Genomic DNA, 14,979 nt, shown 5'->3' with positions numbered 1-14,979 from the left:
AATGCCGCAGAAGATCGCCGCCGGGAACTGGAAGATGAATGCGCCCGACAGCGCAGAGGTACAGAAACTGCTTGATGCGCATCCCGCTCCATCCGTCAGCATTCTCCTCTGTCCACCGGCCACGCTGCTTGCGCAACTGTCCAAGTATCTCGACGGCACCCCCATCGCCACCGGCGGCCAGGATTGTCACACCGCGGCCTCCGGCGCCCATACCGGCGACGTCTCCGCCGACATGCTCCGCGCCGCAGGCGCCACCCATGTCATCGTCGGCCACTCCGAACGCCGCGCCGACCATGGTGAGACCGACGCCCTGATCCGCGCCAAGGCCGAGGCCGCGCTGAACGCCGGCCTCACCCCCATCCTCTGCATCGGCGAAACGCTGGAAGAACGCGACGCGGGCCAGACCCTCGATGTCGTCGCCCGCCAGCTCACCGACGGCCGCCCGGAAACCGGCACCATCGTCATCGCCTATGAACCCGTCTGGGCCATCGGCACCGGCCGCACGCCCACGACGGATCAAATCGCCGAGGTCCACGCCCTCCTCCGCGACCATGCGCCCGACACGCCGCTTCTCTACGGCGGCTCGGTCAAAGGCGCCAACGCGGCCGAGATCTTCGCGATCCCGAATGTCGACGGCGCCCTTGTCGGCGGCGCCAGCCTCACGGCCGACGCCTTCTCACCGATCATCGCCGCGCTGGAAGCGTCCTAACCGATCGCCTCGATCACCGCGCGGATCGACCCGTCCGTATCCGCCGTCCCGCCCAGATCCCGCGTCCGCGTCTCGGGCCGGGCAAGCGACGCTTCGATCGCCCCCATCAGCTCCGCCGCGGCCTCGTCCTCGCCCAGATGCTCCAGCATCATCGCCGCCGTCCAGACCGCCGCGATCGGGTTCGCCACCCCCTGCCCGGCAATATCCGGCGCCGAGCCATGGACCGGCTCGAACATCGACGCCGCCGCCCTCTCGGGGTTCAGGTTCGCCGACGGCGCGATCCCAATGGACCCCGCGATCGCCGGCCCCAGATCCGACAGGATATCGCCGAAAAGGTTCGACCCAACCACCACGTCGAACCAATCCGGGTTCCGCACGAAATACGCCGTCAGGATGTCGATGTGATACTGCACCGTCTCAACCCCCGGATGCCGCGCCGCCGCCGCCGCGAAGCGTTCATCCCAGAACGGCATCGTATGCACGATCCCGTTCGACTTGGTGGCCGAGGTCACGTGCCCCCGCCGCCCCTTCGCCAGCTCGAACGCATAGTCCATGATCCGGTCCGTGCAGCGCCGGGTGAAGACCGACATCTGGCTGACCATCTCGTGCTCCGTCCCGCCATGCAGCCGCCCGCCGATCTCGGAATACTCGCCCTCGACGTTCTCCCGCACGACGACGAAATCGATGTCCTCGGGCCCCCGCCCGGCCAGGGGCGACGTGATCCCCTCGATCAGCTTCACCGGCCGCACATTGGCGTAGAGGTCCAGTTCCCGCCGCAGCGGGATCAGCAACCCCCATAAAGACACATGATCCGGCACCCCCGGCGCCCCGACCGCACCCAGATAGATGGCGTCCGCCCCCCGCACCCGGTCAACGCCGTCCTCCGGCATCATCCGCCCCGTCTCGGCGTACCGCGCGCAGGACCAGTCATAGACGTCCCACGCCACGGCAAATCCGTGCCGCGCGGCCACCGCCTCCACCGCGCGCTGCCCCGCCGGGATGACCTCCGTCCCGATCCCGTCGCCTGGGATTGTCGCGATGCGATAGCGCCGTGTCGTCATGGGGTCCCCCTCTCAATGTGGCCGACCCCGCCTTTCAAGCGGCTCGATCACGTCCAGTCTAGACGGGATCATTAAGAAGGCCCACGTCTTAATCCGCGGGCACTTCCGGCAGGTGCTCCAGAAACTGTGCGACCGCGTCCAACGTCTCGCTCGACCGCCAGGCGACGTGGGTCTCGACCAGCGGTCCGCCATCCTCCAGGGGCCGGTAGACCACCGCATCGTGGTGCAGCGACTCCACCCATCGCGGCACGATCGACACGCCAAGGCCCGCAGCCACCATCGCGATGATCGTATGCCGCTCATTCGCCTCCTGCGCGATGTTGGGATCGAACCCGCGCTCGACAAAATAATGATGCACCAGATCGAACAGGATCGGCCGGTGCGACCGGGCCGGCAGCACCAGCGGCTCCGCCGCGATCAGGCGCGTCGGCACGGCCTCCATCGCCGCCGCGGGATGATCCACCGGTAGAACCGCGACCATCGGCTCGGTCAGGACATGCCGCGACAAAAGATAGTCTTCTTTCGGCGGGTTACGAACGAACCCGATATCCAGCGACTTGTTCGACAGCCCGTGGATCGCGGGCCCCGACAGCATCTCGAACACCTTCAGCTCCACATCGGGTGAGGTCCGCCGGAACCGGCGAATGACGTCCGGCAAGATGCCCGCGGTGGCCGAATCCACCCCCCCTAACTTGAGCATATCGCCTCCCGCGCCACCCACGGCGCGTGCCGCAGACGCCGCAGCTTCGGCCTGCGCGACCGTGGCCAGCGCTTCGGGCAGAAATACCTCGCCCGCCCGGGTCAGGCTCACCGTGCGCGTCGTCCGTTCAAACAGCTTCACGCCCAGCCGTTCTTCCAGCCCGCGCACCTGCGCCGACAGGGCGGGCTGCGCCATATGCATCCGCTCCGCCGCACGACCGAAATGCAGTTCCTCGGCCACGGCGATGAAGATCCTGAGTTGCTTGAGTTCCAAAGGGTACCTTCCAGATCGATGCCGGATTGTTCACCCTTTCTATATCAATCGCAACCGTGGGAACGGCCAGCTAATGCAGTTTTCGCCGCCGCTGTGCCCCCTCCGCCGCGAGGATCCGGCGCAGCGCATGGCCATAGCTCCCCGCCAGCAAGGCGATTTGATGGGCGCGGCTCGCCGTGACGATCAGCGCAGCGATCATCACCGCTTCGCGGCGGTGCCCGTCCGAGGCGAGCGCGACGGTATGGGCGAAATTCGCCTCGTCCACTCCGGCGCAGGCGCAGCCGACGCGGTAGCGCTTTAGCGGGCGGCAGGCGGCTTCGCCCACGATCTCGATCAGCGCATCCAGCGTCGCGACCGTTTCTGCTGCAGCGGTGTCGCCGATGGCCGCGCGATAGCTTTCCCAGACCGGGATCTGCCCCGGCACGCCTTCGCTCCACTGGCGCATGTCCCGGATCACCCGCGCCTCGAGCTGTCCCAGCCGGTCGACCGGCCCGGCGCCGTGCGTCACTTCGTCAGGATGAGCTTCCCCGCGCGCGTAATCCGCAAAATATAGGTCTGTCCGTCGAGCACGATCCATGCCTGGCCTTCCTCTCCCACAAGCTCTCTCGCATTATGGGCCGGGATCTTGGTGGCCCGTGGTGGTGCATCTCCTGTCTGGGCGGGCATCATCGCGCCAGCTCCACCCGGTCCAGCAGCGGCTCCAGCTCCGCTTCCTCCGGACAACCGCATTCCAGCGCGTCCCCCAGAACCTCGTTCGGGCAGCAGCATGCCAGTTCGGACGCCGCGGTTTCGGCGGCTTGGATGGGTTTCGGCTGTCTTTTGGCAGGATCCACGGCGCGTGCCTCTCTGGTCGTCAGGGATGCAATCCGGGCTGCCCGTCTCGGGTGGCTGGGATGTAGGAAGGGTGGCTTGCAGCGCCGGGGATGTCAATCCCGACAAAAAGACTTTGTTATTGAATCGGCGGCAAAATGATGAATGCCCCCAAGGGAAACAATCTTGCTCTATCGCAGAACTGTTTCCAGGTGTTGCGCAGGCAACCACCGCACGGTGGGGTAACCAGGGAAAATGTCTGACGGGTGTCCGACAGATGTCCGACAGGATGCCGACGGTATGCCGCCCTCCAAAATCCGAACGAAAACAGGGCCATTAACCACTTTGGGAGGGAAAGGCGTTGCCTCCCCGACCCGGTCAGACCCGTTCGTTAACCTAGCCCTTACTGTGACAGCAGGTTCGGGATGATCGTCACCACCGCCGGGAAGGCCGCCAGAAGCAGCAAGCCCACGACCTGGATCAGCACGAATGGCGCGACACCTTTGTAGATATGGCCCGTCGTCACTTCCTTCGGGGCCACGCCCCTTAGATAGAACAGCGCGAACCCGAAGGGCGGTGTCAGGAAAGACGTCTGCAGGTTCACTGCGATCATGATCGTCACCCATTTCGGGTCGAGCGTGCCGCCATAGATGACTGGCCCGACGATCGGGATCACGATGTAGATGATCTCGAGGAAGTCGAGCACAAAACCCAGTATGAACAGCACCACCATGACGATGAGGAACACCTGCCACTCATTGTCGAAGCTGCGCAGGAACTGCTGGATATAGTGCTCTCCGCCGAAGGAGATCACGACAAGGTTCAAGAGCTGCGAGCCGATCAGGATGGTAAAGACCATGCTCGTCACCTTGGCCGTCTCCCGCACGACGGGCGTCAGGACGCCCCCCATCCAAAGGACGGCGCAGGCATAAAGCAGCCCGAACATCCCGAAGAGGAAGCAGCTGAAGGCCACGAAGAAGGCCAGCCAGCGCTCGATCGGCACGTTGGCGTGGTTGATCCGCAGGTCGAAATTCACGCCGATGACGATCATCAGCACGATGGCCAGCGTCGCGCCAAGGATAACGAAGGCCGATTTTCCCTGATCTTTCAGCTTTCTATAGGCAGCCAGCAGGATTGCTCCGCCAGCGCCCAGCGCCGCCGCCGGTGTCGGGTTGGTGATCCCGCCCAGGATCGAGCCCAGGACAGCGACGATCAGCACAAGCGGCGGGAAGACGACCCGCAACAGCTCGTTCCGCCCCATCATCCCGGCGGCCTTGGCCATTCCATAGATGATCAGGACCAGCGGGATGGCGAGCACTATGGTCCTCAGACCGGGCGACATCGTCGGCCCCATCACCAGGATATCCACCATAAGCGCGAGGATGATCCCCACGCCCCCAATCAGCAGCGGCCGCGGGCTGGCCGTCGGCGCAACACCCCGTGCAACGGCGAAAGACAAGCCAAACAGTAACATGGCAATGGCCAACCCGGTGCCAATGGGTGGCGCGTTGGCAATCCGCTCCTGCACCAACGTCGCCCGCTCTTCGGGGGTCAGTTGGCGGGCCAGTTGGACGCCGCCAGCCTCTTCGATCGCGGCCTGTTCGGCCACTGCCTGATCCCACGCCTGCTGCCCGTGCAGCTCGATCATCGCCTCGGCGCAATCGGGCGGCACGTTCGTCCGCAGCGAGGCGGAAGCGCCCGCCTCCGAGAAGCTGTCGACCGTCACCGATTGGCTGCCGACCATGCCGACCTGTCCCAGCAGGATGACGCCCACGATCAGCGCCGTCGGGATGCCGAGGAACCAGGTGAACGCCTCGTTCCGCGTAATGATCTCTCCTGTCGCCGAAGTGCTCTGCACCGCGGGTGCCTTGGATGGGTTCAGAAGGGCGTATCCGAAGGCATAAAGCCCATAGAGCAGGGCCAGCATGATCCCAGGCAGCAGCGCCGCCTGGAACAGCGTGCCGACCGAGACGACCGCAGGCTCGCCCAGATAGGTCAGCGCGTCCCGGCAGCCGACCAACTGCGCTCGCTGCTCCTGCGCCGCCGAATAGAGATCGCCCGCGAGCGTTCCCAGAAGGACGATCACGATCGAGGGCGGGATGATCTGCCCCAGCGTGCCCGAAGCCGCGATCACCCCCGTCGACAACTGCGGCGAATACCCGTTCTTCAGCATTGTCGGCAGCGACAAGAGCCCCATCGTCACGACTGTCGCTCCCACGATCCCGGTCGAGGCAGCCAGGAAGGCGCCCACGACGACGACCGACACGGCCAGACCACCCGGCAGCGGCCCAAAGACCCGCGCCATCGTCTTGAGCAGATCGTCCGCGATCCGGCTGCGCTCCAGCGTGATGCCCATCAGGACGAACATCAGCACCGCCAGCAGCGTCTCGATCGACTGGCCTGCCAACACCCGTTCGTTGATCCGGTTCACGATAAACGACACGTTCCTGTCGAGCGCCACTTCCCAGCCCTGAACGAAGACGGGCTCGCCGATTCGCGGCAGCTCCGGATATCGGAAGATCGAGACGGAATCCGCCCTCACCCCCTCCGCCAGCAACGCCCGGTACTCCGCCGAGGACGTGTCGATCGCCTGGTGGATCAGCAGCCCCCCACTATCGAGCGCCGCGATGATCGCGAACGAGATGACAGCCGACCCGGCGATTGCGAACGCAACCGGAAACCCCGACAGGATCCCTGCAAAAAGCGTCAGGAAAACGATGATGAGGCCAATCTCGACCCCGTCCAGACCGAATAGCATCCCGGCTGCCCCTTACATCTACGCCAGATGCTCGGGCGCGGCCATCTCGGCCTCACCCTGATCCAGAACGTCTCTATCCAGATATTTGCCTGCGCTCTCTTCGCCTTCCTTCCACTCAAGATACGAGCGAAAGAAGAAGGCCACCGCCTGCAGGAAGACCAGCCCGGTGAAGGCCACCAGCAGCACCTTGAACAGGAAGTAGGCATCGAAACCGTTTGGCGAGAAGCCGATCGTCTCGACATTCCAGCGCAGCGCCCTGCTCTTCATCATCAGCCGGTCTAGCGATTCCGATGCCGACGGGTTGGGCACCACGAGGTGCCGCCACAAGAAGAACCAGCTGTACATCCAGACGATAATGGCCACGGGCATCATGAAGAAGAGCGACCCGAACATGTCGACCACCCGCTTGGCCCGGTGGCCGATCGCAGCATAGACCAGATCGACCCGCACATGTCCGCCCTGAACGAAGGTGTAGGTGCAGCACAGCGTCACGACGAGCGCATTCTCGAACTTCAGCATCTCCGCCCACCAGCTGATATCCTTGGTGAAGGCGGTCCCGAACCCCAGCGATATCTGGGACGATGCAAAGACCCGCTGCATGAACACGATCAGGATCTGCTGCAGCACCATGAAAAGACCGGCCCAGGCGAAAAGTCGTCCGATGAAGTTCGCAACACCCTCAAGACCGACAACCGTGCCCCACATGACGCGGTTGTTAATGAACCCGATGATCGCGACGATCAGGATGATGGTCAGAACGACAAAGAAGAACTCGACCGATCCGCCGTAATAGATAAAGCGCGTCAGCGCCTCCCGATCCGCCCAGTTGAGCCACAAGCCTGGATGGCTCAGCGCATAGGCGACGTTATAGAAAACCTCGATGAAATTGCCGAAGAGCCAGCCGAACGCTTCCAGCACGGCCTGAAATCCGCCGATGGTCTCGGGCTCCTGTCCGTCGGCGATGGCGGCCGCGCGGGCGTCAGGATCACCGAACGCCTGAAGCCCCTCGAACCACTGCTGAAATCCCGTCTCGTAGGGCCAGAGCCGTCCCGCGGCCTCTTCTTCTTCCATCAGGTCCCTCCCTTAGGGCGCATGCCGTCCGCGCCGAAAGATCCGCCCGGCCCATGGCCGGACGGATCTGCATTCAGATCGGCATCTGGCGATCAGCCAAGGATACGGTCGCGCTGCGCCCGATAGGCTCCTTCAGACCGGGTGATCCAGCCCGAAGAGGCGCGCATGGAATCCATCGCGCTGTCGTGGATCTGCTTGTACAGCTCGTCATCCATGTACTGCGCCAGCGTCTCCTGCGCTGCGGCGCCCATCGCATCCCAGACGCTGTCTGGGAATTCGAGCGCCTGAACGCCTTCCGACTGAAGCTGCTGCAGGGCCCGGCCATTGTTGGCCAGGAACTGCGCCAGGTTCCACTGGTGCGCTTCGGCCGAGGCGATCTCGATGATCTTCTGCTGGGCCGGGGTGAGGCTGTCAAAGACGTCGCGGTTGGTTGCGACCGACAGACCTGCGCCCGGCTCGTGGAAGCCGGCGGTGTAGTAGAACTTGGTGATCTCCTGGAAACCGGCCGCCTGGTCGGACCAGGGTCCGATCCACTCGGTGCCGTCGATCGCACCGGTCGACAAGGCCTGATACACTTCGCCGCCCGGAAGGTTCTGCACCGACGCGCCCATCTTGCCGAGCGCCTCGCCACCAAGCCCAGGCATCCGGAACCGCAGACCCTGGAAGTCTTCCGGCCCGGTGATCTCCTGACGGAACCAGCCGCCCGCCTGGGCGCCCGTGTTACCGCCGAGGAACGATTTCAGGCCGAAGATCTGACCCAGCTCGTCATGCAGCTCCATGCCGCCCATATGGTAGTACCAGTTGGTCAGCTCCTGCGCGGTCATGCCGAAGGGCACGGCGGTGAAGAACGCATAACCCGGATGCTGACCCACGAAGTAGTAGTCGGCGCCGTGATACATATCGGCCTGACCGGCGCTGACGGCGTCGAAGACTTCGAATGCGCCCACAAGCTCGCCCGCGGATTTCAGATCGATGGTCAGCTGGCCGTCTGACATCGTCGTGATCGAGTCGGCGACGCGCTGTGCGGCGTCGTGCACCCCGGCCAGACCCCGGGGCCAGGTCGTGACCATCGTCAGCGTCCGCGCACCCTGCGCATAGGCCGGCGCGGCCAGCGTGGTCGCGGCTGCGGCCGATCCGCCGATTGCCGAAGTTTTCAGAAAAGAACGACGATCCATAGATACTCCTCCCGGTTTTTTTCACCCGCCCCCTCCCCCGGGGACTGGCCAGATCGTAACAAGTGGGCGGAGACTAACGGTTGCGAACAGGGTGTAAATAGCGGATTGGCCGTACTTTCCCCCGATCCGGCGCCGATAACGCAAACAGGTCGCGCAACATCACACACATGCGATCGGCCGCCATGGAAACGCATTCTTTACGGGCAACAGCCTAGACTTCGTGCGCCAACCCGAATGCAACACGGCCGCAACATCCGCCCGAATCTCCAGACTGGCCCGCTGCGGCGTCAAACGCGACGCCCGCGCAGACTTCGAGCCGTTATGCTGCAGTGCAGCATTCTGGACCTCGCGACAAGCCAGTCATCCGCGGAAAGAAAATTGCGAAAAACTTCGCTGGCGCGACATTTTCTCCGCACTGCCATGTTGACCTGTCCCGGCTGCCTGCCTAATGTCCGCAAACACGCGAACGGAGACCCCGATGGACCTCGTCCTTCTTATCGTAGGAAAATGGCGCATGGGCCGGTAACGGTAGACCATCACGGTTCCCCATGCGCCCCCGACATCCTCGGGGGCTTTTTTGTGAGCAAAGCAAACTGACCAGATCAAAAACTGACGGATACGGAGAGATAGGATGACACGTCAGATGACCGGAGCGAAAATGGTTGTCCAAGCCCTGCGCGATCACGGCGTGGACACGGTATTCGGCTATCCCGGCGGTGCCGTCCTACCGATCTACGACGAGATCTTTCAGCAGAACGAGATCCGGCACATCCTCGTCCGCCACGAACAGGGCGCCGTCCACGCTGCCGAAGGCTATGCCCGCTCTACCGGCAAGCCCGGCGTCGCGCTCGTTACCTCAGGCCCCGGGGCGACCAACGCCGTCACCGGCCTGACCGATGCGCTGATGGACTCGATCCCGATCATCGTTCTGACCGGCCAGGTTCCGACCTTCATGATCGGCTCCGACGCGTTTCAGGAGGCCGACACCGTCGGCATCACCCGCCCCTGCACCAAGCATAACTGGCTGGTGAAAGAGACCGACCGCCTGTCAGAAACGATCCACGAGGCCTTCCACGTCGCGACCCAGGGCCGCCCTGGCCCTGTCCTGATCGACATCCCGAAGGACGTGCAATTCGCGACCGGCAAATATAAGGCGGCTGAGAAGGTCGAAACCCATTACGCCCCGCGGACCGAAGGCGACCCCGATGCGATCGAAGCGCTGGTCGACCTGATCGAAAAGGCGAAGAGGCCCGTCTTCTATACCGGCGGCGGCGTCATCAATTCCGGCCCAGAGGCGAGCCAGCTGCTCCGCGAACTCGTCGCCGAAACCGACTTCCCCATCACCTCGACCCTGATGGGCCTGGGCTCCTATCCCGCGTCTGGCAAGAACTGGCTGGGGATGCTCGGGATGCATGGCCTCTACGAGGCCAACATGGCGATGCATGATTGCGATCTGATGATCAATGTCGGCGCCCGCTTCGACGACCGCATCACCGGCCGCACCGACGCCTTCAGCCCCGGTTCGAAAAAAGCCCATATCGACATCGATCCATCTTCGATCAACAAGGTGATCCATGTCGACGTGCCGATCCTCGGCGATGTCGGCACCGTCCTCAAAGAGGTCCTGCGCGTCTGGCGCGAGCGCGGCTCGAAGATCGCCGACATCACCCATTGGTGGGACCAGATCAAGAACTGGCGCAAGATCAACTGCCTGGCCTTCACTCAGGAGGGCAAGACGATCAAACCCCAGCACGCCCTCGTCCGGCTCGAGGCGCTGACCAAGGACCGCGACCGCTATATCTGCACCGAGGTCGGCCAGCACCAGATGTGGGCCGCGCAATATCTGGGCTTCGAGGATCCGAACCGCTGGATGACCTCGGGCGGGCTCGGCACGATGGGCTACGGCTTCCCCGCCTCGATCGGCGTGCAACTGGCCCACCCGGACGCCCTCGTCATCAATGTCGCGGGCGAGGCGTCGTGGCTGATGAACATGCAGGAGATGGGAACGGCGGTCCAATACCGCCTGCCGGTCAAGCAGTTCATCCTCAACAACGAACGCCTCGGCATGGTCCGCCAGTGGCAGGAGCTGCTGCACGGCGAACGCTACTCCCATTCCTGGTCCGACGCCCTGCCCGACTTCGTGAAGCTCGCCGAGGCCTTCGGCGCCAAAGGCATCATGGTCAGCGATCCCGCCGACCTCGACGATGCAATCATCGAGATGCTGGCCTATGACGGCCCGGTCATCTTCGACTGCCTGGTCGAAAAGCACGAAAACTGCTTCCCGATGATCCCCTCGGGCAAGGCCCATAACGAGATGCTGCTGGGCGATGCCCAGACGCAAGGGCAGATTACGGCGACAGGGGCAGTGTTGGTGTGATCATGCAAAAACCAAGCCGCTTAAAGGGCTCTGATCCCGCGAAACTGAAGGCAAGGAGCAATTCCCGCCAGCGCAAGACTGCTGCGGATAGCTCAGATAAAGCTGCGCGCAAACACGCCCGAACAATAAAGGCCATGGAAAACCGTCGCATTCGCCGAACCGACCGTGCAGGTTTGTCGGCGTTTTCGGAAGAAGGCGCGGATACCCTTCGTCTGTCGCACGGCGTCAAAGACAGGCACTGGGGGACCGAGAATGCGGCCAAACGGCGTGCTTTGCGACAGGAGGAGCGGGCGCTTCTCGACGCAACGGCTGGCCTACCGCCTTCCGGCCGGCGGCGTGCCATGCTGAGACAAATGGGTCTTCTTATAGACGATTAGGAAAGCCGAAGAATGTCAGCCCTGAAGATAAAAAAAGGCGCCACGAGCCACTCCGCGTACAACCTCCGCCCGACCTTCTCGGACGTGCAGGAGCGGCACACGCTGGCCGTGATCGTCGAAAACGAACCGGGCGTCCTCGCCCGGGTCATCGGCCTCTTTTCCGGCCGCGGCTACAACATCGAAAGCCTGACGGTCGCCGAGATCGACCATGAGGGCCACCGCTCGCGCATCACCATCGTCACGACAGGCACGCCGCAGGTGATCGAGCAGATCAAGGCCCAGCTCGGCCGGATCGTCTCGGTCCACGAGGTCCACGACCTCACGGTCGAAGGCCCCTCGGTCGAGCGGGAACTGGCGTTGCTGAAGGTCAGGGGAACGGGGGAGAAGCGGGTCGAGGCCCTGCGCCTGGCCGATATCTTCCGCGCCAAGGCGGTCGACAGCACGCTTGAGAGCTTCGTCTTCGAACTGACGGGAACGCCTGAAAAGATCGATGCATTCTCGGATCTTCTGCGCCCCCTCGGGCTGGTCGAGATCGCCCGCACGGGTGTCGCCGCCCTTGCGAGAGGCGACGCCCGCTAGACCGTGCCGCGTGCTGGGGGCTACCACGGCACGGCCCGATGCCGCTTAGCCTTCGCTGGCAGGTATCAGCGCAGAGGCTTCCGCTGCGGCCATCTCGTCCATATCGGCGGCGCCGTCGCCGTTCACGTCAATCGCGGTGAAGACGTCTTCGGTCACCTCAGGAAACGCCGTCTGCAGCTCCGGGAAGCTGTAGAGGCCATCGCCATCCGTGTCGATCGACGCATCCAGGTCGTATGCGAAAGCCGGTACGGCCAGAAGGCCGGCGGCGGCGATAGCGGTCAGATACTTCATAGTTCACTCCCTTCGTTGGGTTTATGGAGGCGGCAAGTAACGCCTCGGAACTGAATGAAGGGTGCCGCCGGGCGGAAATCCATGGGGGGTGGCACAAGGCTGATAAACGCGCGGCGAGTGGCCGAGAGCGGCACCCGGCCATCGCGGCTTTTTGCACGTTTGGCACAACTGACACGCGATCGGCGGAACGGCGTTTATCCACAGGAGCCTCTTCGGCAAAGGTCAGCGCATCGGCGCACGATCCCGTTGGCCGCTATTGGATGACGGCCCCGCGATCCAGTGCGTTGGGCCTCTTTGCAAAGCGAATCGATCGCCTCTCAGAGAGCCGCGTTCCGCAGCTCCAACTCCTGCCCCGGCCGGGCCAGACGCCCGCCCCTGACGGGCCACCAGACGCCGGTCGTTCCGGGCGCAGAGGTCGGCAATCCCGCCATCACCCGCGCCGCAAGAAACGCGAAGGCCTGCGCCTCCAGCATGTCTCCGTCGAGGCCCCGATCTTCCACCGGCGCGACCGGCAGGCCCGACCGCTCGGCCAGCATCGCCATGATCGCGCCGTTCCGGCGCCCCCCGCCGCTCACGAGGATCGCCGCAGGCAGGGTCGGGCAATGTTCCAGCCCCCGCACGACCGCCGATGCCGAGATTGCGGCCAGCGTCGCGGCGGCATCAGCATCACCAAGGTGCAGCACTGTCTCCACCAGCCCCGTCACGTCGAGCCGGTCGAGCGATTTCGGCGGCACCTTTCGGTAGAACGGATGCGCCAGCGCTTCTTCCACCAGCGCCTCGCTCGCCGTTCCGGACAAGGCCAGAACCCCATCCGCATCGTGCGACACGCCCTGCCGCGCCTGCATCAGCTCGTCGACCGGCGCATTGGCCGGCCCTGTATCGAAGGCAATCAGTGCCCCCGGCTCAGCGGGATCACCAGCCGCGGGGTCGCACCATGTCAAATTCCCGATTCCCCCGAGATTGAGAAAGGCCAGCGGCGCCTTCGCTCCGATCCACCCCGCGCAAGCGTGGTGATAGAACGGCGCGAGCGGTGCCCCCTGCCCGCCTGTGGCCACATCCTCGCTGCGGAAGTCCCAGACGACCGGTAGCCCCAATGCATCTGCCAAGACTTCCCCGGAGCCGACCTGCAATGTGCGCCCCTCATCCGGCGCATGCGCCAGTGTTTGGCCATGGAAACCGACAATGTTGACCTCTGCGAACTGCCCCAAAAGCTCGATATGGGCCGCCTCGACCACCCGGGCCGCAGCCTCTACCGCAGCGCCGTCCCACTGCCCGAGGGCGGCGCGCAAGACCTGACGCTCTTCGGGCGTGTAGGGGCGATAACCAGACGGCCCGAAACCATGGATACTGTGCCCATCGGTCTCGATCACAGCCGCGTCGATCCCATCGAGCGACGTCCCTGACATGCAGCCCAGAACCCGCATCGCCATCCAGCTTTCCCTCCTTGGGCGCCCCTTCTATAGAGGGCGTGCTCAGACTACGGAACGCTCCCATGACATACCATCCGAAATCGGACTTCATCGCGACACTCATGGCCCGCGGCTTCGTCGCCGACTGCACCGATTATCAGGGGCTGGACGAGGCTTTGGCGAAGGGGATCGTTCCGGCCTATATCGGCTTCGATGCGACGGCCTCGTCGCTGCATGTCGGCTCGCTGATCCAGATCATGCTGTTGCGCTGGCTGCAGAAGACCGGCCACAAGCCGATAACCTTGATGGGTGGCGGAACGACAAAGGTGGGCGATCCGTCGGGACGCGATACCGAACGGTCGCTGATGACGCCTGAGAAGATCGACGCGAATATCGCCGGCATCCGCAAGGTGTTCGCCACTTACCTCACCTATGGTGACGGACCGACCGACGCCCTGATGATCAACAATGCCGAATGGCTGGACGACCTCAACTACCTCGATTTCCTACGGGATATCGGGCGGCATTTCTCGATCAACCGGATGCTGTCCTTCGAAAGCGTCAAGTCCCGCCTCGACCGGGAGCAGTCGCTGTCCTTCCTGGAGTTCAACTACATGATCCTGCAGGCCTACGACTTCCTGGAGCTCAACCGCCGCTATGGTTGTCTGCTGCAGATGGGCGGTTCGGATCAGTGGGGGAATATCGTCAACGGCATCGACCTGACCCGCCGCGTGCTTGACCACGAGATCTATGGCCTGACCTCGCCGCTTCTGACGACGGCCGATGGTCGAAAGATGGGCAAGTCAGCGGGCGGCGCGATCTGGCTGGATGGCGATCTGCTGTCACCCTATGAGTTCTGGCAATATTGGCGGAACACGATGGACGCCGATGTGGGGCGGTTCCTGAAGCTTTTCACCGAGTTGCCGCTGGAAGAATGCGACCGGCTCGGCGCGCTCGCCGGGTCGGAGGTCAACGAAGCCAAGATCGTTTTGGCCAACGAAGTGACCACGTTGCTCCACGGCAAGGACGCCGCCGAAGCCGCCGAAGCGACAGCGCGCGAGGTCTTCGAGCGGGGCGGCACGGGAGAGGATTTGCCGACACTTGCCCTTCAGCCGTCGGATGTGGGCGACGGGATCTCGGCCGCGCAGCTTTTTGTGCGCTCCGGCCTCGCCTCGTCGGGCAAAGAGGCCAAACGCCTGATCGAAGGCGGTGGTGCGCGGCTCGACGATGCTCCTTTGACAGATCCGGGGCGCATGTTCGTCGTGTCCGACATCGCATCGCCACTCAAACTCAGCGCAGGGCGAAAGCGCCACGCCTTGGTGCGACTGGAAGAGTGAACAAGGCACGCGCAGGCAACAGCCGCCTGCGCGGGTCACGTTAAGCGTCCGT

14 protein-coding genes are annotated in these 14,979 nt (G+C 63.9%); 4 read left to right on the top strand and 10 right to left on the bottom strand.

The genetic code is table 11. The features are described 5' to 3' along the window. The first annotated feature begins 1 nt into the window (after window position 1). Window positions 2–709: a triose-phosphate isomerase gene (tpiA, locus tag AADZ90_RS13015; protein WP_367310441.1), complete on the top strand. Its 708-nt coding sequence runs from the start codon at window positions 2–4 to the stop codon at window positions 707–709. Here tpiA and AADZ90_RS13010 read toward each other — a convergent pair. The 8 genes from AADZ90_RS13010 to AADZ90_RS12975 all read right to left on the bottom strand — a co-directional run bounded on the left by AADZ90_RS13010 (window position 706) and on the right by AADZ90_RS12975 (window position 8,557). Beyond that, complete coding sequence (locus tag AADZ90_RS13010) at window positions 706–1,770, bottom strand: tartrate dehydrogenase (protein WP_367310440.1); 1,065 nt, start codon at window positions 1,768–1,770, stop codon at window positions 706–708. The two genes, tpiA and AADZ90_RS13010, sit on opposite strands and share 4 nt — an antisense overlap. An 88-nt stretch (window positions 1,771–1,858) precedes the next feature. Beyond that, a complete protein-coding gene (locus tag AADZ90_RS13005) occupies window positions 1,859–2,743 on the bottom strand; it encodes a LysR substrate-binding domain-containing protein (RefSeq protein ID WP_367310439.1) in 885 nt (294 codons plus the stop codon). Between the two features lie 70 nt (window positions 2,744–2,813). After that, window positions 2,814–3,320: a hypothetical protein gene (locus AADZ90_RS13000; protein WP_367310600.1), complete on the bottom strand. Its 507-nt coding sequence runs from the start codon at window positions 3,318–3,320 to the stop codon at window positions 2,814–2,816. After that, a complete protein-coding gene (gene hemP / locus AADZ90_RS12995; protein WP_367310438.1) occupies window positions 3,248–3,409 on the bottom strand; it encodes a hemin uptake protein HemP in 162 nt (53 codons plus the stop codon). Before hemP ends, AADZ90_RS13000 begins: the two co-directional genes overlap by 73 nt. Then, entirely contained in the window at window positions 3,409–3,576 is a 168-nt protein-coding gene (locus tag AADZ90_RS12990) for a hypothetical protein (protein WP_367310437.1), read from the bottom strand. The genes hemP and AADZ90_RS12990 overlap by 1 nt, the downstream gene beginning before the upstream one ends. 380 nt (window positions 3,577–3,956) lie before the next feature. Continuing rightward, the gene (locus AADZ90_RS12985; protein ID WP_367310436.1) at window positions 3,957–6,311 is read right to left on the bottom strand and encodes a TRAP transporter large permease; all 2,355 of its coding nucleotides are present in this window, start codon (window positions 6,309–6,311) and stop codon (window positions 3,957–3,959) included. Between the two features lie 18 nt (window positions 6,312–6,329). Next, the gene (locus AADZ90_RS12980; RefSeq protein WP_367310435.1) at window positions 6,330–7,382 is read right to left on the bottom strand and encodes a TRAP transporter small permease subunit; all 1,053 of its coding nucleotides are present in this window, start codon (window positions 7,380–7,382) and stop codon (window positions 6,330–6,332) included. A gap of 92 nt (window positions 7,383–7,474) precedes the next feature. Further along, the gene (locus tag AADZ90_RS12975) at window positions 7,475–8,557 is read right to left on the bottom strand and encodes a TRAP transporter substrate-binding protein (protein ID WP_367310434.1); all 1,083 of its coding nucleotides are present in this window, start codon (window positions 8,555–8,557) and stop codon (window positions 7,475–7,477) included. Between the two features lie 631 nt (window positions 8,558–9,188). On the opposite strand from AADZ90_RS12975, the gene AADZ90_RS12970 reads away from it, so the two are divergent. Beyond that, entirely contained in the window at window positions 9,189–10,934 is a 1,746-nt protein-coding gene (locus AADZ90_RS12970; RefSeq protein WP_367310433.1) for an acetolactate synthase 3 large subunit, read from the top strand. A 389-nt stretch (window positions 10,935–11,323) separates the two neighbouring features. Next, a complete protein-coding gene (gene ilvN, locus AADZ90_RS12965) occupies window positions 11,324–11,890 on the top strand; it encodes an acetolactate synthase small subunit (RefSeq protein WP_367310432.1) in 567 nt (188 codons plus the stop codon). A gap of 45 nt (window positions 11,891–11,935) precedes the next feature. On the opposite strand, the gene AADZ90_RS12960 is transcribed toward ilvN, so the two are convergent. Beyond that, window positions 11,936–12,181 (bottom strand): EF-hand domain-containing protein, encoded by a 246-nt coding sequence (locus AADZ90_RS12960; protein WP_367310431.1) that lies wholly within the window; start codon window positions 12,179–12,181, stop codon window positions 11,936–11,938. 317 nt (window positions 12,182–12,498) lie between these two features. Beyond that, the gene (locus AADZ90_RS12955; protein ID WP_367310596.1) at window positions 12,499–13,605 is read right to left on the bottom strand and encodes an anhydro-N-acetylmuramic acid kinase; all 1,107 of its coding nucleotides are present in this window, start codon (window positions 13,603–13,605) and stop codon (window positions 12,499–12,501) included. Window positions 13,606–13,673: 68 nt separating this feature from the next. Here AADZ90_RS12955 and tyrS point away from each other — a divergent pair, with 68 nt between their 5' ends. Then, window positions 13,674–14,927, top strand: a complete 1,254-nt coding sequence (tyrS, locus tag AADZ90_RS12950; protein WP_367310430.1) for a tyrosine--tRNA ligase — start codon at window positions 13,674–13,676, stop codon at window positions 14,925–14,927. Window positions 14,928–14,979: the final 52 nt, after the last annotated feature.

Origin of the sequence: Aestuariibius violaceus (assembly GCF_040779325.2) — a bacterium.
Taxonomy (GTDB): Bacteria; Pseudomonadota; Alphaproteobacteria; order Rhodobacterales; family Rhodobacteraceae; genus Aestuariibius; species Aestuariibius violaceus.
The sequence above is the reverse complement of the archived record's forward strand: the minus strand, read 5'-3'. Positions and strand labels throughout refer to the sequence as shown.

Bases quoted from the DNA above. Each gene is read 5' to 3' on its own strand.
- AADZ90_RS12985 (WP_367310436.1), bottom strand. From the start codon at position 6,311: ATGCTATTCGGTCTGGACGGGGTCGAGATTGGCCTCATCATCGTTTTC.
- AADZ90_RS13010 (WP_367310440.1), bottom strand. From the start codon at position 1,770: ATGACGACACGGCGCTATCGCATCGCGACAATCCCAGGCGACGGGATC.
- tyrS (WP_367310430.1), top strand. From the start codon at position 13,674: ATGACATACCATCCGAAATCGGACTTCATCGCGACACTCATGGCCCGC.
- ilvN (WP_367310432.1), top strand. From the start codon at position 11,324: ATGTCAGCCCTGAAGATAAAAAAAGGCGCCACGAGCCACTCCGCGTAC.
- hemP (WP_367310438.1), bottom strand. From the start codon at position 3,409: ATGCCCGCCCAGACAGGAGATGCACCACCACGGGCCACCAAGATCCCG.
- AADZ90_RS13000 (WP_367310600.1), bottom strand. From the start codon at position 3,320: ATGGATCGTGCTCGACGGACAGACCTATATTTTGCGGATTACGCGCGC.
- AADZ90_RS12960 (WP_367310431.1), bottom strand. From the start codon at position 12,181: ATGAAGTATCTGACCGCTATCGCCGCCGCCGGCCTTCTGGCCGTACCG.
- AADZ90_RS12980 (WP_367310435.1), bottom strand. From the start codon at position 7,382: ATGGAAGAAGAAGAGGCCGCGGGACGGCTCTGGCCCTACGAGACGGGA.
- tpiA (WP_367310441.1), top strand. From the start codon at position 2: ATGCCGCAGAAGATCGCCGCCGGGAACTGGAAGATGAATGCGCCCGAC.
- AADZ90_RS12970 (WP_367310433.1), top strand. From the start codon at position 9,189: ATGACACGTCAGATGACCGGAGCGAAAATGGTTGTCCAAGCCCTGCGC.
- AADZ90_RS12955 (WP_367310596.1), bottom strand. From the start codon at position 13,605: ATGCGGGTTCTGGGCTGCATGTCAGGGACGTCGCTCGATGGGATCGAC.
- AADZ90_RS12975 (WP_367310434.1), bottom strand. From the start codon at position 8,557: ATGGATCGTCGTTCTTTTCTGAAAACTTCGGCAATCGGCGGATCGGCC.